Here is a 20,316-nt window from a genome sequence, read left to right as displayed (position 1 = left end):
CGCGTCCCCATGCGCTTCCCACAGAGTAGTCGACCAGGGCTGTGGACCGGCCGAAGCTCGCCCGAACGGACGCCGAGAGCTTCATCCCCACGGCGGCTGCGGCATCCGCGCGATGTGGAACGATAGGGGCGAGCGCCGTCCTGAGGGCGCGGCCGACGCGCCGCCCGCCCACGACGCGCCGCCGACCGAGAGGGGAATCGTGTCCGCATACCCGGCCTGGACGCCGGCGTCACGCCCCGGGATCATCCCGCTGCACCCGTTGTCGTTCGGCACGATCCTGGCCCGCTCGTTCTCGGCGCTGCGGCAGAACCCGCGCGTGCTGCTGGGCTTCGCGCTCGTCGTCCAGACGCTCGCCTACATCGTGGTGCTGGGCGGGGTGCTCGCGATCGGGTGGGCGTCGTTCTCGCGCCTCGACACGCTGCGGCCGGGCACGGAGGAGTACGACACGGTGATGGCGGGGTCGATCGCCCTCACCGCCGTCGCGGGCATCGTGCTCTCGCTCGCCGCTGGCGCCCTCAGCGTCATCGTGCAGGGCATCGTCGTCGTCGAGGTGACGCATGCCGCCGTGGCCGAGAAGCTCACCCTCGGCGCCCTCTGGCGCCAGGTCAAGCCCATCGCCTGGCGCCTCATCGGCTATTCGTTCCTCGTGATCCTGGCGATCGTCGCGCTGGTCGCGGTCGTCGTGCTCGCCATCGTCGGCATCGCGATCGCGGCGCCGCCCGCGGCGATCGTGCTGACGATCCTGGTCATCCTCGCGTCGATCCCCCTCACGTGGTGGCTGATGATCAAGCTGCTGCTGGTGCCGGCGGCCATCATCGTCGAGCACGCCACCATCGTCCAGGCGCTGTCCCGTTCGTGGAGCCTCACGCGCCGTCGCTTCTGGCCGGCGCTCGGCATCATCATCGTGATCAGCGTCATCTTCGCCGCCGTCGCGCAGGTGGTGAGCCTCCCGATGAGCTTCCTCTCGATGGGGCTGACGACGATCATCGCGCCGACGGGCGACCCCGAGCCGACAGCCATCATCGGCTTCGTCGCGGCGACCCTCCTCACGCAGGTGCTCACACTGCTGCTGCAGTCGGTCGCCGTCGTCGTGCAGTCCACCGCGACCGCGCTCATCTACATCGACTGCCGCATGCGCCGCGAAGGGCTCGACCTCGATCTGCTCGCGTACGTGGAGCGACGGGATGCCGGAGCCACCGCCCTCGCCGACCCCTATCGCGAGCACATCGGGCGCGAGATCGCGCCGCGCGGCGTTCCGGGGGCGTATCCGGTGCCCGGTTACGCGCCCTACCCACCCGGATACCCGGCGCCGGGCTACCCGCCCGCACCGGCCGGCGCGGTGTTCTCCGCGCAGACGCAGTCGGGCTACGGCCCGCCGGCGGGGTACGCACCGCAACCCGGGTACGGAGCGCAGCAGGCGTACGGACCGCCGCCCGGATACAGCGTGCCCGCCCAGCCGGGGTACGCGACGCCGGCGCAGCCCGGGTACGCGACGCCGGCGCAGCCCGGGTACGGCGCCCAGCCGCCCGCGTACGGCGCCCCGCAGCCCGGCCCCGTGGCGCCGGCACCCGCTCAGCCACCGGCGCCCGCCCAGCCACCGGCTGCTCCGCCCGCCGCGGACCCCGCGACTCCTCCGCCGTCGGACGAACCCTCCCCCACCCGCTGGACCGCCCCCGGCGCCGCGCCCGACGGCACCGACCGCGAGTCGCCGTGGGCCTGACCCCCGCCGCGCTCCGCGCGCTCGCGCGCGCCTCCGACGCCGTCCCGCCGCTCACGCCGGACGGCGACGAAGCGCGGCGGTGGGCGCAGCAGGAGCTGTCGGACCCCGCCTACGACATCGCCGAGCCGACCCCGTTCGACCGCATCGCGCGCGCCGTAGGCGACTTCATCGCGTCGCTGCTCAACCCCGACCTCTCGGGCGGCTGGGGCTCGACGTTCGCGCTCATCGCCGCCATCGTCGTCGCCGTCGTCATCGTCGCCGCATTCCTGCTGTGGGGCGTGCCGCGGGTGAGCCGCCGCGCGGCGCCGCGGACGCCGCTGCTGTTCGGCGAGGCCGAGCACCGCTCCGCCGCCGAACTGCGCTCCGCTGCAGCCGAGCGCGCCCGCGCGTCGGACTGGGACGCCGCGATCGTGCTGCGGTTCCGCGCCCTCGCGCGCGGCTGCCTCGAACGCGGTGTCGTCGACCCCCCGCCGGGCGCGACCGTGCACGCGTTCGCCCGCGCCGCAGGCGCCGCCTTCCCGGCGCTCGAACCCCGGCTCGAAGCCGCGGCGACCGCCTTCGACGACGTCCGCTACCTGCGCCGCCCCGGCACCGAAGAGCTCTACCGTCTCGTCGAGTCCGCCGACGACGCCGTCTCCGCGGCCCGCCCGGTCGTCCGCGAGGAGGTCTCCGCGTGAGCACGGCGCGCGCAGAATCGGAGACTCTCGTCGACACGCCGCGTCAGAGGGTCGCGAGGCGGCGTGTCGCCAGCGACCTCCGATTCTGTGCACGCGGAGGCGCCGCATGAGCACCGAGACGCCGGCGAGGACGGATGCTGCGCCCCGGCGCGGCCGGCGGATCGCGGCGTGGGTCGCGATCGGGCTCGCCCTCCTCGTGATCGGCGGCATCGGCGGTGCGATCTCGGCAGCGAACCAGTGGGGTCAGCGCGATGCGCTCGATCCGGATTCGGCCGGTCCTGGCGGGACCCGCGCACTCGCCGAGATCCTGCGCGACCACGGCGTCGAGGTGCGGATCGTTCGCGATCGCACGGCGGCTGCCGACGCCCTCGCCACCGGACCCGCCACCCTCGTGCTCCCCGACGCACCGGCGCTCTCGGACGACGCCCTCGCCGCCCTCGTCGCCGAGGCCACCGACGTCGTGCTCGTCGAGCCCCGCGCCCGCACGCTCGATCTGCTGCTCCCGGGGTCCGCCCCCGCCGGGGTCGCGCCCGATACGGCGATCGAACCGGACTGCGACGTCGAGGACGCGATCCGCGCCGGCGCTCTCGCGCCGGGGGCCGTCTACAGCGGCGACGACGGGTGCTATCCGGCCTCCGACGGATTCGGGCTCCTCGTCGACGTCTCCGACGGTGGCCGCATCGCCGCGGTCGACGCCCGACCGCTCTTCACCAACGAGCACCTCGCCGAGAACGGCAACGCCGCGCTCGCCGTGAACCTCATGGGGCGGCATCCGCTCGTCGTCTGGTACGTGCCGATTCCCGCCGACACCGATCTCGCCGACACGAACCCCGCGCTCGGCGATCTCACACCGCCCTGGGTGAGCGCCGTCATCGTGCTGCTCCTCGTCGCGGGCGTCGCGGCGGGCGTGTGGCGCGGCCGCCGGTTCGGCCCCCTGGTCGCGGAGCGCCTGCCGGTGACGGTGCGCGCGTCCGAGACGACCGAAGGCCGTGCGCGTCTCTACGCGCGTGCAGGCGATCCCCTGCACGCCGCGGACCGGCTCCGCATCGGCGCCTTGCGCCGCATCGCCGCACTTCTCGGGCTTGCCGCAGGCGCCGCCGCGCCCGAGATCGCCGACGCGGCCGCGGGCCGCACCGGGCTCGACCGGCGGGCCGTGCGGGGCATCCTGATCGACGACATCCCCCGCGGCGACGCCGACCTCGTCGCCCTGAGCACACGCCTGAGAGATCTCGAGGACGCCGTCCGCGCGGCCGTCCGCCCCGAAAGGAATCCCCGATGACGGACACTCCCGCCACCGCGAACACCCCGGCACCCGCCGCGACGCACAACGCACCCCTCGACGACGCCGCGCTGCGCGAGGCGATGAACCGCGTGCGCCTCGAGGTCGGCAAGGCCGTCGTCGGGCAGGACGGCACGGTGACGGGCCTCCTGATCGCGCTGCTCTCGCGGGGCCACGTGCTGCTCGAAGGCGTTCCCGGAGTCGCCAAGACCCTCCTCGTGCGGGCGTTCTCGACGGCGCTCGGCCTCGACACCAAGCGCATCCAGTTCACGCCGGACCTCATGCCCGGCGATGTGTCGGGCTCGCTCGTGTACGACGCGAAGGCGGGCGAGTTCGAGTTCCGCGAGGGCCCGGTCTTCACGAACGTCGTGCTCGCCGACGAGATCAACCGCACGCCGCCCAAGACGCAGGCGGCACTGCTCGAGGCGATGGAGGAGCGTCAGGTCTCGACCGACGGCGTGACCCGGCCGCTCCCCGACCCGTTCCTCGTCGCGGCGACGCAGAACCCGATCGAGCACGAGGGCACCTACACACTCCCCGAGGCGCAGCTCGACCGGTTCCTCCTGAAGCTCATCGTCGAGGTGCCGGCACGGGATGCCGAACTCGCCGTGCTGCGTCGCCACGCGAGCGGATTCGATCCCCGCGACCTCGCGGGGGCGGGGCTGCGTCGCGCCGCCACTGCCGATGAGATCCGCGCGGCGCAGCGGGCCGCAGCATCCGTCACCGTCTCGGACGACGTGCTCGGCTACGTCGTCGATCTCGCGCAGGCCACGCGCCGGAGCCCGTCGGTGCAGCTGGGGGTGAGCCCCCGCGCGGCGACCGCGCTGCTCGCCGCGTCGAAGGCGTGGGCGTGGCTCGGCGGGTATCCCGCGATCACGCCCGACCACGTGCAGACGATGCTGCTGCCGACGTGGCGCCACCGCATCCGCCTGCGCCCCGATGCGGAGCTCGAGGGCGTGTCCGTCGATGCCGTGCTGGGCTCGGTGCTGCAGCAGACCCGCGTCCCGATCTGATCCCGATGTACGTCACCGGTCGTCTGCCGCTGCTCCTCGCCGTCGGAGCGGTGCCGGTCGTGCTGCTCTCGGCGGCGGGCGTCGACGCGTGGCTCGCGGTCGCGGGGTGGGTGCTGCTGTGTCTCGTCGCCACGCTCGGTGATGCGGCGGCGGCACCTGATCCGCGCCGGATCACGGTGACCCGACGGATGCCGCGGCGCGTGCTCCTCGGACAGCCCGTCGCCGCCGAGCTCACGCTGCGAAACGGCGGCGAGCGCGCACTTCGGGGAAGGGTCCGCGACGGATGGCAGCCCACCGCGGGCGCGCCGGCGGAACGCACCGCCGTCGCGATCCCGGCCGGCGAGGCCCGTACGATCGCCGTTCCGCTCCTCCCCCGCCGCCGCGGCGAGCTGCGCTCCCGCTTCGTCGTCGTGCGCTCCGACGGGCCGCTCCGCCTCGCCGGACGCCAGGCGCGCCTCGACGAGCCGGGCGCGGTGCGCGTGCTGCCGCCCTTCACCGCGCGGCGCCACCTGCCCTCCCGGCTCGCGCGACTGCGCGAACTCGACGGCAACACGAGCGTGCAGGTGCGCGGCCAGGGCACTGAGTTCGATTCGCTGCGCGAGTACGTGCGCGGCGACGATGTGCGCTCGATCGACTGGCGCGCGACGGCCCGCGCGAGCACGACCATGCTGCGCACGTGGCGCCCCGAGCGCGATCGTCACGTCGTGATCGTGATCGACACCGGACGCACGGCCGCCGCGCGCGTCGGCGACGGCGTGCGGATGGATGCCGCGATGGAGGCGGCGCTGCTGCTCGCCGCGCTCGCAACCCGTGCGGGCGATCACGTCCATCTCTTGATGTTCGACCGGACGATCCGCGCCCGCGTCACGCGCGTGGACGGACCCGGGCTGCTGCCCGCGATGGTCGACGCGATGGCGCCGGTCGAGCCGCAGCTGATCGACACCGACTGGGACGCGGCCTTCGCGCAGGTGCGCGCGCTCACCTCCCGCCCGTCGCTCGTGGTGCTGCTCACCGCGCAGGACGCCGCCGAAGCGGCGCGCGGGTTCCTCGGTTCGCTCCCGGCGCTCGCCCGCGGCGCGCACGTGCTGGTCGGCGCCGTCACCGACGAGCAGGATCCCCTCCCGGAACGCCCCGATGCCGGCGACGTCTACCGTGCGGCCGCGATCGAGCAGAGCGCCCACGACGCCGCGGTCGTGGCCGCCGCGATCGGCAGGGCCGGCGGCGAGGCGATCGCCGCGACCCCCGAGGACCTGCCGCCGCGCATCGCCGACCGCTACCTCGCGCTGAAGGCGGCCGGCCGTCTCTGACGCCTCGGGGCGCAGCATCCGCTCCCGCAAACGGGCGGAAACCGGCGGCTGAACCGCCGGGGAAACTTGTGGAGATCAGGCGTTATACGCGGACACTCCGCGTCCGGTTCCTGGGAAACCGCTGAACATGACGCTAGCCTCACGGCGAGGAAAGGAGTCCGCCATGTCGGATACCACCATCCCGCCCACCACGGTGAACAGGCTCGTCGCGGAGGCACTGGGAACGTTTCTGCTCGTCTTCGGCGGTGTCGGCGCGGCCCTGTTCGCGGCCAACTTCCCGGCCGGGGACGATGGCAATCCGCTCGGCATCGCGTTCGTCGGCGTCTCGCTGGCGTTCGGTCTGACGGTCGTGGCGGGCGCCTACGCGTGGGGGCCGATCTCGGGCGGCCACTTCAACCCCGCCATCACGCTCGGACTCGCCGCGGCCGGCCGCTTCGAGTGGAAGAACACGATCGGCTACATCATCGCCCAGGTCATCGGCGGCGCCCTCGGCACGACGCTCATCGTGCTGATCGGCATCTTCGGCACCGACAACTGGCTCGCCAATGCGCAGGACAGCGGCTTCGCGTCCAACGGCTACGGCACCGGCGACTTCGGCTCACCCGGCGGCTTCCAGCTGGGTGCGGCGATCATCGCCGAGGTGCTGCTGACGGCGATCTTCGTGCTCATCATCCTCGGTGTCACGCACTCGACGCGCGGCACGGCGGCGCTCGCGCCCCTCGCGATCGGTCTCACGCTGACGCTCATCCACCTGATCTCGATCCCGATCGACAACACGTCGGTGAACCCCGCCCGCTCGATCGCGGCGGCGATCTACGGCGGCCCCGGCCCGCTGTCGCAGCTGTGGGTGTTCATCGTGTTCCCGATCGTCGGCGGCCTCATCGCCGGGGTCCTGCACCGCGCGCTCTTCGAGCCGAAGGGCACGCTGCCCCCGGTCCAGGCCGAGGCGCGCGTCAAGTAGCCCCGATCCGAACGCGAGAGCGGCCCGCCCCCTTCCGGGGACGGGCCGCTCTTCTGCGTCTGCCGAGGTGTCAGACGAGGTCGAACCGGTCGAGCTCGGTGACCTTGCCCCACGCCTTGACGAAGTCGCGCACGAACTTCTCGTTCGCGTCGTCCGAGGCGTACACCTCGGCCACGGCGCGCAGCTCGGAGTTCGACGAGAACAGCAGGTCGACGCGCGTGCCGATGCCCACCGGCGCGCCCGAGCCGTCCTTGACGCCCGCGAACGCGTGTGCGCCCCGGTCGAGCGGCTTCCACGTGGTGCCGAGGTCGAGCAGGTTCACGAAGAAGTCGTTCGTGAGCACGCCCTTGCGGTCGGTGAACACGCCGTACTCCGAGTCGTCCCAGTTCGCACCGAGGACGCGCAGGCCGCCGACGAGCACCGTCAGCTCCGGCGCGCTCAGGGTGAGCAGGTTCGCACGGTCGATGACGTGGTGCTCCTCGGGCATGAACGCCTGCGGTCCGTAGTAGTTGCGGAATCCGTCGGTGGTCGGCTCGAGGAACGCGAACGACGTGACGTCGGTCTGCTCCTGCGTGGCGTCGGTGCGGCCGGGGTGGAAGACCACCTCGGCGTCGACACCGGCGTCCTTCGCCGCCTTCTCGACCGCCGCGTTGCCCGCGAGCACGATGAGGTCGGCGAGCGACACCTTCTTGCCGTCGGTGCGGCCGTCGTTGAACGAGGCCTGGATCTGCTCGAGCTTCGCGAGCACGGTGGCGAGCTGGGCGGGCTTGTTGACCTCCCAGTCCTTCTGCGGGGCGAGGCGGATGCGGGCGCCGTTGACGCCGCCGCGCTTGTCGCTGCCGCGGAAGGAGGATGCTGCCGCCCACGTGGTCTCGACGAGCTGCGACACGCTCAGCCCGCTGTCGAGGATCTGCGCCTTGAGCGCCGCCCCATCCGCGGCGTCGATGAGGTCGTGGTCGACCGCGGGCACGCGGTCCTGCCACAGGAGCTCCTCGGCGGGGACCTCGGCGCCCAGGTAGCGCTCGATCGGGCCCATGTCACGGTGCGTGAGCTTGAACCAGGCGCGCGCGAACGCGTCGGCGAAGGCCTCGGGGTCGTCCTTGAACTTCCGCGAGATCGCGTCGTACGCCGGGTCGGTGCGCAGCGCCAGGTCGCTCGTGAGCATGCGGGGCTCGCGACGGCCGTTCGAGTGCGCCATGGGCACCATGTCGGCGCCGCCGCCGTTGATCGGGCGCCACTGGTGGCCGCCGCCCGGGCTGCGCATGAGCTCCCACTCGTAGGCGTAGAGGATGTGGAAGAACTCGTTGTCCCAGCGCGTCGGGTGGTAGGTCCAGGTGACTTCGAGACCCGACGTGATCGTGTCGTCGCCGTGACCGGTGCCGTGGTTGTTCTTCCAGCCCAGACCCTGCTGCTCGAGGCCGGCGGCCTCCGGGTTGTGCTCGATGTTGGTGTCGGGCGCGGCGCCGTGGGTCTTGCCGAACGTGTGGCCACCGGCGATGAGCGCGACGGTCTCCTCGTCGTCCATCGCCATGCGGCCGAACGTCTCGCGGATGTCGCGCGCGGACTTCAGCGGGTCGGGCTCGCCGTTCGGCCCCTCGGGGTTCACGTAGATGAGGCCCATCTGCACCGCGGCGAGCGGGCGCTCGAGCTCACGATCGCCCGAGTAGCGCTCGTCGTCCAGCCACGTGGTCTCGGGACCCCAGTACACGTCGGCGTCCGGCTCCCACACGTCGGCGCGGCCACCCGCGTAGCCGAACGTCTGGAAGCCCATCGATTCGAGCGCGACATTTCCGGCGAGGATCATGAGGTCGGCCCACGACAGCGACTGGCCGTACTTCTTCTTGACCGGCCACAGGAGGCGACGAGCCTTGTCGAGGTTGACGTTGTCGGGCCAGCTGTTCAGCGGCGCGAAGCGCTGCTGACCGGCGCCGCCGCCGCCGCGACCGTCCGTCACACGGTACGTGCCGGCGCTGTGCCACGCCATGCGGATCATGAGGGGGCCGTAGTTGCCGAAGTCGGCGGGCCACCAGTCCTGCGACGTGGTGAGCGTCTCGGCGATGTCGGCCTTGACCGCGGCGAGATCGAGCGACTCGAAGGCCGCCTTGTAGTCGAAGTCCTCACCCAGCGGGTTGGCGACCGCCGGGTTCTTGGCGAGGATCTTGAGGTTCAGCTGGTTCGGCCACCACACGCTGTTGGCGTTGCCGGTGGTCGGGTGCGGCTGACCGCCGTGGATGACCGGGCAGCCTTCGGATTCGTTCGGGCGCGGGCGGGTCTCGCCGTCCTCGCGCTCGTCGACCGGGGTGTCGATCGGGGTGACCGCCTGATCGGCGTCGGTCGGGTTCTCACCGATCTCCGGGATCGTGTCGTTCTTGTCGGTCATGGCTTCCTTCCAATCGGATGGGCTGGGGAATCGGACGGGATCAGGATGCTGCGGCCTCGGCCCGTGCGCCGGGGCCGGCGTCGGCGACGGCCGTGCACGCGGGGCACACGCCCCAGAAGGTCACCTCGGCCACCTGGACGGCGTAGCCGTGGGCGTCGGAGGGTGTCAGGCAGGGCGCCGCGCCGACGATGCAGTCGACATCTTCGACCGCGCCGCACTGCGAGCAGATGAGGTGGTGGTGGTTGTCGTCGACGCGCAGCTCGAACAGGCCGGGGCGGCCCGCGGGCTCGATGCGGCGCGCGAGGCCGGCGTCGACGAAGTCGCCGAGGGCGTTGTACACCGACTGCAGGCTCGTGCCGGGAAGCGTCCGCGCGACGACGGTGAACAGATCGTCGGCGCTCGCGTGGGGCCGTTCGATCAGCGCATCGACGACGGCACGCCGCGAATCGGTGACCCGCAGGCCGGCGGCGCGCAGTCGCGCCGCCGTGTCGACGGCGCGTTCGTCGGCGTGCGTGTGCGGGGTCATACCCCGAGCCTAGCGTTGTTTTGAGTGATTCAAAACAGTGGTATGCGGCATCCGTCCCGGGAATTCACCCGGCGACGAGCGTCGGCGTGCCGGTCTCGTACTCGGTGAGATCCCCGGTCTCCCCCAGCCGGTGCGCGCGGCGCCCGACCACCAGCATGTAGACGAGGAACAGCGCGAGCGCCGCCGCGCCGATGCCGATCTTGACCGGCCACGGCCACGGCTGCGCCGTCACGAAGCCCTCGATCACGCCCGATACGCCGAGCGCGATCACGAGGCCGATCGCGATCGTCGCAAGAGACCGCCCCGCCGAAGCGAGCGCTTCGCCGCGCGAGCGGGGGCCGGGGGCGACCCATGCCCAGAAGATCTGCAGACCTGCAGCCCCGGCCACGAAGATGCACGTGAGCTCGAGCAGCCCGTGCGGGAGGATGTACAGCACGAACACGTCGCCGCGGTCGAACGCGGCCATGACCGCCGCCGCGGTACCCACGCCGACGGCGTTCTGCACGAGCACCATGATCGGCCAGATGCCGGTGATCCCGAACAGCACGCACTGTGCGGCGATCCAGGCGTTGTTCGTCCACACCGTGCCGGCGAACACCGCCGCCGGGTTCTCGCTGTAGTAGTCGGTGAACTGGTTCTCGGCGTACTGCTCGAGCTGCGCCCGGCTGCCGAGGCTCGCGATGAGCGCAGGGTCGCCCGACACCCACAGCGCCACGACGACCATCACGATGACGAAGCCGATCGCGATCGCGAGCGTCGTCCAGCGCACGCGGTACAACGCGGCAGGCAGCTGCAGCGCGAAGAAGCGCGGGATCTGGCGCATGACGTTCTCGGGCGCACCCGTCAGCCGCAGCCGGGCGCGGCCCAGCATGGTCGAGATGTGATCGCCCTGGATGCTGCGCCCCGCGGACGTCTTCGCATCGGCGAGGTCGGCGGAGGCGGCGCGATACCGGGTGACGAGCTCGTCGACCTCTGCGCCGGACAGGCGGCGGGCGCGGCTGAGCTCGTCGAGGCGCGCCCACTCCTCGCGCCGAGCGGCGGTCAGCGCGTCGAGGTCCATGCGCTTTACTGTAGCCATGAGCGCTCCGAACGCTGCCCCGGCCACGAGCGGTACGCGCCCCGCGATCGTCGACATCCACCAGGACGAGGTGCTCACCGGCGAGGCCGTCGCGCTGGATGTGCAGCCGCTCGGGTTCTTCATGCGGGCGCTCGGGGTGCTCATCGACATGATCCTCGGCGTCGTGGTGTTCCTGCTGCTGGTGTGGGGCATCACCTGGCTCGCGGGGATCGGCGCCGTGGACGAGGCGGTGATGCCGATCCTCACGATCGTGCTGCTCGTGCTCGTCATGGTCGTGATCCCGACCGTCGTCGAGACCACCACTCGCGGGCGCAGCCTCGGCAAACTCGCCGTGGGTGGGCGCATCGTGCGCACCGACGGCGGCGCCTCGGGCTTTCGTCACGCGTTCATCCGCGCCCTCGTCGGCGTCTTCGAGCTGTGGTTCACGCTGGGCGCCGTCGCCGCGCTCGTCGGCGCCTTCACGCCCCGGTCGCAGCGTCTCGGCGATCTGCTCGCCGGCACGTACTCGGAGCGCACGCGCACGCCGCGCCTGCCCGACCCTCAGCTCGGCATCCCGCCTCAGCTCGCCGAGTGGGCCGCCGTCGCCGACGTCGCACGACTTCCCGAGCGCCTCTCTCGGCGCCTGGCCCAATTCGCCCGGTCTGCCGCGAACATGGAGCCCACCGCACGCGCGCGGGTGGCGGCATCCCTCGCCCGCGAAGCCGCCGAGCACGTCTCACCGGTGCCGTCCGTCGACCCCGAGACCTTCCTCATCGGCGTCGTCGCCGTGCGCCGCGAACGCGAGCTGCGTGCGCTGCGGCTCGAGACGGCGCGCGCCGACGCACTGGCGGGACCGGTGTCGGCGCCCCCGCGCGGCTTCCCCGAGCGCTGACTCCGAGCCGCTCTCAGTAGCGGTAGTGCTCCAGCTTGTACGGGCCCTCGACCGGCACACCGATGTACGACGCCTGCTCGGGGGTCAGCTCCGTCAGCTGCACGCCCAGCGCGTCGAGGTGCAGGCGCGCGACCTTCTCGTCGAGGTGCTTGGGGAGCACGTAGACCGCGGTCGGGTACTCGTCGCGCTTCGTGAAGAGCTCGAGCTGCGCGAGCACCTGGTTCGTGAACGACGCGCTCATCACGAACGACGGGTGGCCCGTCGCATTGCCCAGGTTCAGCAGTCGGCCTTCGCTCAGCACGAGCACGCTGCGCCCGGTCGGAAGGCGCCACTCGTGCACCTGAGGCTTGATCTCGATCTTCTCGACACCGGCGAGGGACTCGAGACCCGCCATGTCGATCTCGTTGTCGAAGTGGCCGACGTTGCCGACGATCGCGAGGTGCTTGAGCTTCAGCAGGTCGTCCACGGTCACGACGTCCTTGTTGCCGGTGCCCGTGATGACGATGTCGACCCGGTCGGCGACGTCGTCGAGGCGCGCGACCTGGTAGCCGTCCATCGCGGCCTGCAGCGCGCAGATCGGGTCGACCTCGCTCACGATGACGCGCGCGCCCTGACCGCGCAGCGCCTCGGCGGCGCCCTTGCCCACGTCGCCGTAGCCGCACACGAACGCGACCTTGCCACCCATCAGCACGTCGGTGGCGCGGTTGATGCCGTCGGGCAGCGAGTGGCGGATGCCGTACTTGTTGTCGAACTTCGACTTCGTCACCGAGTCGTTGACGTTGATCGCGGGGAACAGCAGATCGCCGGATGATGCGAGCTCATAGAGACGGTGGACGCCCGTGGTGGTCTCCTCCGTCACGCCGAGCAGGCCCTCCGCCATGCGCGTGAAGCGCTGCGGGTCGCGGGCGAGGCTCGCGCGCAGGGTCTCGAGGACGATGCGGTACTCGGCGGAGTCATCGGCCGCAGCATCCGGAACCGACCCCTCCTTCTCGAACTCGACTCCCTTGTGCACGAGAAGTGTCGCGTCGCCGCCGTCGTCGAGGATCATGTTGGGGCCGTCGAAGCCCTCGGCGGTCCAGTCGAAGATGCGGTCGGCGAGGCGCCAGTACTCCTCGAGCGTCTCGCCCTTCCAGGCGAAGACCGGGACGCCCGCGGGAGCGTCGACCGTGCCAGCCGGGCCGACCACGACGGCGGCGGCCGCTTCGTCCTGCGTGGAGAAGATGTTGCAGCTCGCCCAGCGCACCTGCGCGCCGAGGGCGACGAGCGTCTCGATGAGCACCGCGGTCTGCACCGTCATGTGCAGCGACCCGGCGATGCGTGCGCCCTTCAGCGGCTGAGACGCGCCGAACTCCTCGCGCAGCGCCATGAGCCCCGGCATCTCGTTCTCGGCGAGGCGCAGCTGATGGCGTCCCGCTTCGGCGAGCGAGAGGTCGGCGACCTCGTACTCGAAGCCCTTACTGGACTCGGTGGCCGTGGAGTCGGCAGGCGTGGCGACAGGCGTGGAGGTCGGCATCCGCCCATTCTCCCACGGCCGCCGCAGACCGGGGAAAGGCGCCGGGTCAGGCGCGCAGAGTCTCGTGCCTGACGACGACCCAGCCCTTGGGCACCGAGAGACGGTCCGTGTGGATCGCGCAGAGGTCGTGGGCGTGCGGGTCGCCGGCGGCGCCGAGCGGGCCGAGGGCCGCCATCTGGTCGCCGTAGTCGTAGGTGAGCGTGGACACCGCCTCACGGGCGCATCCGACCTTGGAGCAGACTCTCTCGCGCATCGGGTAGACGCTATCGCGGACGACCGACACGGGAACGGATGCCGCGCCGCAACGTCTCCGCCAAACGCCGGCGCCGCGCCACCCGCCGAGACCGCATCCTCGTGTGAGGGCGGTTGCCGAGATGAGGGCCGATCCCGGCGCGCCGCCCCGCGTTCCGGCAACGCTCCTCGGCTGAGGACGCGGTCCCGCGACCTAGGATGGGGGCATGGCGTGGCGTCGGAGCAAGACCAGCGAGCGCGCGGGGCGGCGCGCGTCCCGTCACGGACGCCACGGACGCGAGGGGCGCAGCTCCGTCGTCCGTCCGCCGCTCCCCCCGCTCGACACGCGCGTCGACCGGTTCGACCTGTCGGTCGGCACCGCGGCCGAGTTCCTGCGGTCGGCGTGGCCGGAGCTGCGCGACGTCCGCTTCGAGGTCGCCGACATGCCCGCCGCGACCGACGACGACGGCATCCCCCGGTGGACGGTGCTGCCCGATGCGGGCCGCATCATCCTGTACCGCCTGCCGATCGAGCGCCTCAGCCACATGCATCGCGATGACGAGCTGCACCGGCGCATGCTGGTCGAGGGCGCCGTCTTCCGCGCAGCGGCCGAGTACCTCGACCGAGACCCGTGGGACCTCGGGCCGGAGCGCTTCCGGTACTTCTGACCCCTGTGACGCGTCAGGGGTAGACGACGATCTCGGGCGTCGCGACGTCGGCCGGCCACACCGGCACGCCGGCGAGCGCGCCGTCGCCCGCGAACGACAGCCCGGCGCGCACCGGCGCCTGCGGATCGAACAGGTACACCGTGCGGGTCGCCAGGCGCACCGCCACCGACCCGTTCGCCGGAACCGTCAGGTTGAGCGCCGAGCCGCCGTCTGTCGGGGTGACGTCGACCGTCACCGGCTCGCCGGACGGGTTCACGAGCGTCAGCGAGGGCGTCGGGCCACCGGGCGTCGCGAACAGGGACGGCACCGTCACCTCCGGCGCGGGCGTGTACCAGGCGAAGTCGTCGCCCGCCGAGATGCCCGTCGCCTGCCATACCGCCGCGACCACGGGGGCGTCCGCCTCGACCGTCACGGTGTAGGCGCCGGGCGTGAGTCCGTTCAGGGCCAGCTCGAGCGGCTTGCCCGCCTCGAGGGACACCTCCTGCGGTTCCCCGATCGCCTGCGTGCGTCCCGCGGAGTTGACCGACACGCGAGCGGTGCCCGCAAGCGAGGGCGACAGCATCCGCAGCACCGTCGTCTCGTTGGCCGCGCCGTCGGCGTCGGCCTGTCGCGTGACCGTGATGCCGGTGATGACCTGCGTGTTCTCGGTGCTGGCGATCGGGCCGACCTGATCGACACCGGCGGGGGTCAGTGTGCGGGTGATGCTCGCCTGGAGCGATGCGTGGATCGGCGCGCCGATCGCCGACACACGGACGACCGGGGTCTCCTCACCCAGCGCGAGACCCGCGAGGGGGACGACGCGCTGCGTGCCGGGCGCGATCACGAGGCCGTCCCCGCCGGGCGGGGTCTCCGGGCCGTCCACGCCGTAGACGGTCAGCTGCACGGTGGCGGGGACGGTGCCCGGGTTGGCGAGCAGCACCAGATCGGCGGCGCCGGTCGCTCCCGATCCGCCGACGAGCCACGAATCGAGGAGCGGCGGGCGGCAGGCGGAGGCCGCGAAGCCCGAGAGGTCGTCGGCGTTCGCCGTCGCGGCACCCGTCGCTGCGATGTCGACCGCCTGGTCGTCGCGGGGCTCGGCGGTGTACGCGAGCGGGCCGGATCCGACGCCCGTCGTCAGCAGCTGCTGCTGCGCCGCTCCTTCGCCATCGGCGGTGCCTCCGATGACCGACTGCGGCGCGGCGAGGGTCACCGTCGAGGCTGCGGTGGGATTGCGCCCGATCGACAGCAGTCCACCGTCGCAGGCGATCACGGATGCGGCGGGGGCCGGGGTCGCGGGGATGCTCAGCGGCTCCCGCACGAGCGTGGGCCACGGCACGGACACTGCGGTGACGACCGCGATCACCGCCAGCACCGACACGGCGGTGCCGATCAGCAGGCGGGCGCTCGTCGTCGCCCAGCGGAACACGCGGCGGTCGCTCATCGGCCCTCCTGCCAGTGGGGTCCCACGACTCGCGGCGTGCGCCTGGCCTCGCGGATCGAGGCGGCGGTCGGCACGGCGAGCAGCAGCGCGATGCCGAAGATCGCGAGCTGCCCGAACGCGATCCAGCGGCCGAGCACCGCGGCGGATGCCGCCTCCTCCGGTCGCGGGGCGATCTGGTCGACGACGCGCCACAGCTCACCCTTGGCGGTGTCGCCGACCACGACGAGCGTGTCGCGCTGGCCGAGCGCGGTCATTGCGGAGAGCCGCATCGTGCGCGCAGCATCCGTCTCGGGTTCCGTGCTCGGCGCGAGCAGGATGAAGCCGACGCCCCGGTCGGCGAGCTGTCCCACGACGTCCTGCGAAGACGGAGTGACCAGGTCGGCGGCGAGCGCGGCGAGCTCGTCGTCCTGCGGGGTCGCCTCGGTGCGCGTCGACAGCTGTGTGGTCTGTCCGCCGATCGTCTCGCTGGCGCCCCACACCACCTGCGCCGCGACGCCTGCGTCAGCCTGGGGTGTGAGCACGATCGTCCCGACGTCGGGATCTTCGCGTCCTTCCGCGGCGACGAAGGCGGGAAGCGTGCTGGCCGGGCCGTCCGAGATGGTCGCGGTGCCGCGGGTGAACGCGGTGAGCGAGGGAACCGCGAGCGTCGCCGCGGCCGCGAAGACGAGGGTCGCCGCGATCCCCCGCACGAGGCCCACTCGCGGAGCGAGGCCCGCGTCGAGCGCCACGAGCGCGCCGCCGACGCCGCCGAGCCAGGCGAGGCTCAGCCCGGTACCCGGCCAGAGTGGCACGGTGATGGACTGCACGAACGCGACCGAGATCCCCACCACGGCGAACGCCGTGCCGAGCCCGAGGGCGGTGATCACGAGCAGCGCGATGCCGGCCGCCCAGCGCTGCGTGAGCGGTGCGGCGAGGGCGAGCAGCGCGAGCGGCACGCTGAGGAGCGGCACCCACCACGTCGGACCGTCGGGCAGAAGTGCCGCCCAGCCCGCGAGGTCGGGGGTCGGGATCCCGGCGGCGAGCAGCGCGCGCCCGGCGGCGTCAGCCGCCACCTGGGGTCCTGCCCACGGCACACCGGGGTCGGCCACCAGGCCCCACGCCTGACCGTTCGCGAGCGCGTTCCACACGAGCGGCAGGGCCAGCGCGGCCGACGGGATGAGCGTCCAGATCAGACGGGCGACGCCCCGGCCCGCGCGCAGGATCAGGGCGACCAGCATCGCGCCGACCCACACCACGACCATCGCGGGTGCGAGCGAAGGGGCCGTGGCGAGCACGCCGGCCAGGAGGATCGACGCCGCACCGGCACCGGCCCACGAGCGATGCGCGACGGCGCCGGCGTAGAAGAGCCACGGCAACAGCAGGTGCACGATCACGCCGGTCGGGCGTCCCTGCGTGAGCGCGACGAGGAGGGTCGGCGACAGCGCCCAGAGAGCTCCGCCCAACAGGCGCAGGCCGGCCCGCTCGGTCACCCGCGTCGCGGCGAACCATCCGCCGAGCGTGGCGAGGGGAAGCGCCAGCACCCAGAGCAGCACCAGCGCGCGGGACGGCGCCCACGCCCAGAGGGAACCGAGCACGGCGACCACGGCCGCGAATGGATCGGCGGGGCCGATCGTGTCGAGGCCGAGCGCGCGTTGGCCGAACATGGCGTCGTCCCACAGCTGCCCGACGGTGGTCGCGAGCGGCTGGAGCGCTCCCCCGCCGAGCACCGGCCAGGCCAGCAGCGCCGGGAACGCGGCGACCGAGACGGCGAGTGCAGCGAGGACCAGCCACGCACCGCCGCCGGCGAAGAACCGCAGGTCGCTGCGGCGGTGACCCCCGAGGTTGACCTCGGGGTCGTCGTCGAGTCGCTCCCGCAGTTCGCCCTGCGTCGTGCGCAGCGGAGCGATCTGCGCCCAGGATGCGGTGCGGGCGTGTGCGATTCGACGGCGCGCGTGCCAGACCGACACGAGGCGCGCGAGGGCGACGGCGGCTGCCGCCCACTCCGCGGCGATGCGTCCGGGTTGCTTGCGGGCGAGATCCACGATCGATCGCCACAGTGCGAGCGGAAGAATGGTGAGCCAATGCAGCGGAGCGGCGACCGCCGGCGCGTACACGAGTCGCCGGTGCAGCTGCGCGACGCGCTGGGCGTAGACGGCGCGGCGCTGACGCTGCGGGGTGAGCGGCGCGGGCAGGCCGGCGACGCCGTCGCCCGCTGTCGCGACCAGAGCACTCGGCACGAGCGAGACTCGCCCGCCCGCGAGGCGGGCGCGCACCCCGAGATCCAGTCCCTCGTCGGCGCCGGACAGTCCCCGATCGAGGCCGCCGAGCCGATTCCAGGCGTCGGCGCGGACCAGGATGCCGCGGACATCCGCGCCGAGCACGTCCTCCCGCGCATCGTGCTGACCCTGATCGAGCTCGTCGTCGGCGAGGCCGACCGTGCGGCCGAACCGCGTCATCCCCACCCCGAGCGACACGATCTCGGTGCGGTCGTCCCAGCGCACCAGCTTGGGCGCGACGAAGGCGACCGACGGCGAGAGCTCGAGCGCGCCGGCGAGGCGCGCGAGCGCATCGGGCTCCGGCGCCGTGTCCTGCGCCAGGAGCCATACGGCGTCGCCGTCGAGACGCGGCTCGACGAGAGCCGTCGCCGCCGCGTAGCCCGTCGACGCCGGCGCCCGGAAGACGAACTCGGCGCCCGCAGCATCCGCGATCTCGAAGAGATGGTCGTCGCCACCGCACATCACGATCGTGAGGACGTCGGCGGGGCGCGTCTGCTCGTGGAGCGCCGCGAGTGTGCGCTTCAGGTGGAATGCCGCCGGGGTACGACCATCGGGACGAACCACCAGGATGGCGTGGACGCGGTTCGAGGTGACGGTGTTCGACGTGGCGGTGGGCATGTCCTGGTCAGCCTAGGTCGCGCTCGAAGGTCACGCCGGGCGCACGCGCCGGGTCGGCCGGATCGAACCGGCCGACCGGCGTGCGCGTCAGCCCGCTCGACGCTTCAGCTTGCGACGCTCGCGCTCACTGAGACCGCCCCAGATACCGAATCGCTCGTCGTTCTGCAGCGCATACTCGAGGCATTCGCCTCGCACGTCGCACGACGTGCAGATGCGCTTCGCATCACGCGTGGAGCCGCCCTTCTCAGGGAAGAACGCCTCCGGATCGGTCTGCGCACACAGTGCGTCGGTCTGCCATGCGAGCGGATTGTCTTCTTCCGCATCGATGTTGCGGCGTACCCCCGGAACCCCCAGTTGAACCGGATCGACGAACCAGTCGTCGGGAACGCCGGAACGGAATTGCGAAACCGTCATGTCGTTCTCACCCCCCGTGATCCTGCTCCACGCTGGTGCGTGTTGTACGGCTAATTACACCCGTGTAGTTCGACGAGGTCAAGTCGCAGATAGTAAATGCTCAACCGGTTCTTGAACCTTCACGACGCGCCGACGGCGTGTCGCTCTGTCATAACGGTCCGATGAGAAACCGATGAGGCGGTGATGAGGTGCGGCGTGTCAGCGGCCGGGCAGAGCGACGAAGAGCTCACCCGAGCCCGACACGCGCAGGCCCCCTTCGTTCGGCGTGACGAGCACGGCGGCGCCCGGGGCGAGCACCGCGGCTTCGTCGCTGGCGAGCCCCGCCACCGCCGGAGACCCCGCTGTCGCGACGGCGATCGCCGGTCCCTCGAGCGCTACGTCGACGCCCTCCCCGCTCGGCGACACCGCGAGCAGCGCGAAGTCGGCGACCGGGACGTCGTACTGGCGCACCCCCGCCGCAACCTCACGGGGCCGGATCACCGGCGGAAGGCCCGGCGTCGCGTCGAGCACGCTCACCAGCTCCGCCGCGTCGACGTGCTTGGGTGTGAGGCCGCCGCGCAGGACGTTGTCGCTCGCCGCCATGAGCTCCACACCGAGACCCTCGAGGTACGCGTGCAGCACACCCGCCGGAACGAAGAGGCCCTCGCCCCGGTGGAGGGTCACGAGGTTCATGAGCAGCGCGACGACGATTCCGGGATCGCCCGGGAACGCGGCATCCAACGTGCGCGCGAGCGCGAGCTCGGCGGCGAACTCGTCGGAGGAGGCCGAGACGGCGGCCGCGATCACGTCGCGCGCGGCGTCGGCCCCGTCGGACAGCAGCCAGCCGATGACGGCCGAGAGCGCAGCATCCGATCCCTCCAGACGCTCGGCGAGAGGAGCCGCCCCGGGCCCGAGCGAGGCGATGAGGCGACGCGTGGCGTCGAGGTCGCGGAGGCCGGCGAGCGCGCGGAACTCGTCGCTCAACGCGACGATGAGCTCGGGCTTGTGATTCGCGTCGCGATAGGTGCGGTCGCCGGCGTCACGGGGGATCCCCGCGGCCTCCTCGCGCGCGAAGCCCTCCTCGGCCTGAGCCTTCGACGGGTGCGCCTGGATGGAGAGAGCGGATGCTGCGGCCAGCAGCTTGAGCAGATAGGGCAGCGGTTCGTCGACACCCGACGCCGCGCCGTCTTCCGCGATCCAGCGGTCGAGCGTGCGACCGTCGGCCGTCTCGGAGGGATCGCCAGGGTGGTCGCCGAACCACACCTCCGCCTCGGGACGACCGGACGCCTTGCGCCCCTCGAGATCGGCGAGCAGGGAGGTCGAGCCCCAGGCGTAATCACGGGGGTCGTTCGCGAGCGGGATCAGCACCCGAACAGCCTAGCCAGGCGGGGTTGCGACCCTGCCTT

General features: G+C 72.4%; 17 protein-coding genes. 8 read left to right on the top strand and 9 right to left on the bottom strand.

Features of this window, described 5'->3' with window-relative positions; all coding sequences use genetic code 11:
• The first annotated feature begins 199 nt into the window (after positions 1 to 199).
• The 6 genes from ACVN90_RS05345 (at position 200) to aqpZ (ending at position 6,957) form a co-directional block, all read left to right on the top strand.
• Positions 200 to 1,720: a DUF7847 domain-containing protein gene (locus ACVN90_RS05345; RefSeq protein WP_475101126.1), complete on the top strand. Its 1,521-nt coding sequence runs from the start codon at positions 200 to 202 to the stop codon at positions 1,718 to 1,720.
• Positions 1,711 to 2,397 carry a DUF4129 domain-containing protein gene (locus ACVN90_RS05340; protein ID WP_475101125.1) on the top strand — a complete coding sequence of 229 codons (687 nt, stop codon included), beginning with the start codon at positions 1,711 to 1,713 and terminating at the stop codon, positions 2,395 to 2,397. Before ACVN90_RS05345 ends, ACVN90_RS05340 begins: the two co-directional genes overlap by 10 nt.
• Before the next feature lie 106 nt (positions 2,398 to 2,503).
• A complete protein-coding gene (locus tag ACVN90_RS05335) occupies positions 2,504 to 3,676 on the top strand; it encodes a DUF4350 domain-containing protein (RefSeq protein WP_475101124.1) in 1,173 nt (390 codons plus the stop codon).
• Complete coding sequence (locus tag ACVN90_RS05330) at positions 3,673 to 4,689, top strand: AAA family ATPase (protein WP_475101122.1); 1,017 nt, start codon at positions 3,673 to 3,675, stop codon at positions 4,687 to 4,689. Before ACVN90_RS05335 ends, ACVN90_RS05330 begins: the two co-directional genes overlap by 4 nt.
• Before the next feature lie 5 nt (positions 4,690 to 4,694).
• Positions 4,695 to 5,996 carry a DUF58 domain-containing protein gene (locus ACVN90_RS05325; protein WP_475101121.1) on the top strand — a complete coding sequence of 434 codons (1,302 nt, stop codon included), beginning with the start codon at positions 4,695 to 4,697 and terminating at the stop codon, positions 5,994 to 5,996.
• Positions 5,997 to 6,159: 163 nt separating this feature from the next.
• Entirely contained in the window at positions 6,160 to 6,957 is a 798-nt protein-coding gene (aqpZ, locus tag ACVN90_RS05320; protein WP_475101120.1) for an aquaporin Z, read from the top strand.
• Between the two features lie 70 nt (positions 6,958 to 7,027).
• Here the strand turns inward: aqpZ and katG are convergent, their stop codons facing one another.
• The 3 genes from katG to ACVN90_RS05305 form a co-directional block, all read right to left on the bottom strand.
• Positions 7,028 to 9,337, bottom strand: a complete 2,310-nt coding sequence (katG, locus tag ACVN90_RS05315; protein ID WP_475101119.1) for a catalase/peroxidase HPI — start codon at positions 9,335 to 9,337, stop codon at positions 7,028 to 7,030.
• Positions 9,338 to 9,377: 40 nt separating this feature from the next.
• Complete coding sequence (locus ACVN90_RS05310; protein ID WP_475101118.1) at positions 9,378 to 9,863, bottom strand: Fur family transcriptional regulator; 486 nt, start codon at positions 9,861 to 9,863, stop codon at positions 9,378 to 9,380.
• 64 nt (positions 9,864 to 9,927) lie between these two features.
• Positions 9,928 to 10,923 (bottom strand): stage II sporulation protein M, encoded by a 996-nt coding sequence (locus ACVN90_RS05305; RefSeq protein WP_475101117.1) that lies wholly within the window; start codon positions 10,921 to 10,923, stop codon positions 9,928 to 9,930.
• A gap of 16 nt (positions 10,924 to 10,939) precedes the next feature.
• On the opposite strand from ACVN90_RS05305, the gene ACVN90_RS05300 reads away from it, so the two are divergent.
• On the top strand, positions 10,940 to 11,812 hold the full coding sequence (locus tag ACVN90_RS05300; RefSeq protein WP_475101116.1) for an RDD family protein: 873 nt from the start codon (positions 10,940 to 10,942) through the stop codon (positions 11,810 to 11,812).
• Positions 11,813 to 11,825: 13 nt separating this feature from the next.
• Here ACVN90_RS05300 and ahcY read toward each other — a convergent pair whose 3' ends face one another.
• Together ahcY and ACVN90_RS05290 are read right to left on the bottom strand one after the other, a co-directional pair.
• Complete coding sequence (gene ahcY / locus ACVN90_RS05295) at positions 11,826 to 13,325, bottom strand: adenosylhomocysteinase (protein WP_475101115.1); 1,500 nt, start codon at positions 13,323 to 13,325, stop codon at positions 11,826 to 11,828.
• A gap of 46 nt (positions 13,326 to 13,371) precedes the next feature.
• Positions 13,372 to 13,578, bottom strand: coding sequence for a DUF3499 family protein (locus ACVN90_RS05290; protein ID WP_045301176.1), 207 nt, complete (start codon positions 13,576 to 13,578; stop codon positions 13,372 to 13,374).
• A 205-nt stretch (positions 13,579 to 13,783) separates the two neighbouring features.
• Between ACVN90_RS05290 and ACVN90_RS05285 the strand changes: the two genes are divergently transcribed.
• Positions 13,784 to 14,224, top strand: coding sequence for a metallopeptidase family protein (locus ACVN90_RS05285; RefSeq protein ID WP_475101114.1), 441 nt, complete (start codon positions 13,784 to 13,786; stop codon positions 14,222 to 14,224).
• Positions 14,225 to 14,237: 13 nt separating this feature from the next.
• Here ACVN90_RS05285 and ACVN90_RS05280 read toward each other — a convergent pair whose 3' ends face one another.
• The 4 genes from ACVN90_RS05280 to manA form a co-directional block, all read right to left on the bottom strand.
• Entirely contained in the window at positions 14,238 to 15,644 is a 1,407-nt protein-coding gene (locus tag ACVN90_RS05280; RefSeq protein ID WP_475101113.1) for a DUF5719 family protein, read from the bottom strand.
• A complete protein-coding gene (locus tag ACVN90_RS05275) occupies positions 15,641 to 18,517 on the bottom strand; it encodes a glycosyltransferase (RefSeq protein WP_475101112.1) in 2,877 nt (958 codons plus the stop codon). Before ACVN90_RS05275 ends, ACVN90_RS05280 begins: the two co-directional genes overlap by 4 nt.
• Positions 18,518 to 18,604: 87 nt before the next feature.
• On the bottom strand, positions 18,605 to 18,931 hold the full coding sequence (locus ACVN90_RS05270) for a WhiB family transcriptional regulator (RefSeq protein ID WP_082497093.1): 327 nt from the start codon (positions 18,929 to 18,931) through the stop codon (positions 18,605 to 18,607).
• Between the two features lie 198 nt (positions 18,932 to 19,129).
• Positions 19,130 to 20,278, bottom strand: coding sequence for a mannose-6-phosphate isomerase, class I (manA, locus tag ACVN90_RS05265; protein ID WP_475101111.1), 1,149 nt, complete (start codon positions 20,276 to 20,278; stop codon positions 19,130 to 19,132).
• Positions 20,279 to 20,316: the final 38 nt, after the last annotated feature.

It is taken from the genome of Microbacterium sp. F01 (genome assembly GCF_056156365.1).
This window is presented reverse-complemented; position numbering and strand designations above follow the sequence as displayed.

What these genes read in the sequence shown, in the direction of transcription:
- ACVN90_RS05335 (WP_475101124.1), top strand. Translation starts at nt 2,504, where the DNA reads ATGAGCACCGAGACGCCGGCGAGGACGGATGCTGCGCCCCGGCGCGGC.
- ACVN90_RS05330 (WP_475101122.1), top strand. Translation starts at nt 3,673, where the DNA reads ATGACGGACACTCCCGCCACCGCGAACACCCCGGCACCCGCCGCGACG.
- ACVN90_RS05325 (WP_475101121.1), top strand. Translation starts at nt 4,695, where the DNA reads ATGTACGTCACCGGTCGTCTGCCGCTGCTCCTCGCCGTCGGAGCGGTG.
- aqpZ (WP_475101120.1), top strand. Translation starts at nt 6,160, where the DNA reads ATGTCGGATACCACCATCCCGCCCACCACGGTGAACAGGCTCGTCGCG.
- katG (WP_475101119.1), bottom strand. Translation starts at nt 9,337, where the DNA reads ATGACCGACAAGAACGACACGATCCCGGAGATCGGTGAGAACCCGACC.
- ACVN90_RS05310 (WP_475101118.1), bottom strand. Translation starts at nt 9,863, where the DNA reads ATGACCCCGCACACGCACGCCGACGAACGCGCCGTCGACACGGCGGCG.
- ACVN90_RS05305 (WP_475101117.1), bottom strand. Translation starts at nt 10,923, where the DNA reads ATGGACCTCGACGCGCTGACCGCCGCTCGGCGCGAGGAGTGGGCGCGC.
- ACVN90_RS05300 (WP_475101116.1), top strand. Translation starts at nt 10,940, where the DNA reads ATGAGCGCTCCGAACGCTGCCCCGGCCACGAGCGGTACGCGCCCCGCG.
- ahcY (WP_475101115.1), bottom strand. Translation starts at nt 13,325, where the DNA reads ATGCCGACCTCCACGCCTGTCGCCACGCCTGCCGACTCCACGGCCACC.
- ACVN90_RS05290 (WP_045301176.1), bottom strand. Translation starts at nt 13,578, where the DNA reads ATGCGCGAGAGAGTCTGCTCCAAGGTCGGATGCGCCCGTGAGGCGGTG.
- ACVN90_RS05285 (WP_475101114.1), top strand. Translation starts at nt 13,784, where the DNA reads ATGGCGTGGCGTCGGAGCAAGACCAGCGAGCGCGCGGGGCGGCGCGCG.
- ACVN90_RS05280 (WP_475101113.1), bottom strand. Translation starts at nt 15,644, where the DNA reads ATGAGCGACCGCCGCGTGTTCCGCTGGGCGACGACGAGCGCCCGCCTG.
- ACVN90_RS05275 (WP_475101112.1), bottom strand. Translation starts at nt 18,517, where the DNA reads ATGCCCACCGCCACGTCGAACACCGTCACCTCGAACCGCGTCCACGCC.
- ACVN90_RS05270 (WP_082497093.1), bottom strand. Translation starts at nt 18,931, where the DNA reads ATGACGGTTTCGCAATTCCGTTCCGGCGTTCCCGACGACTGGTTCGTC.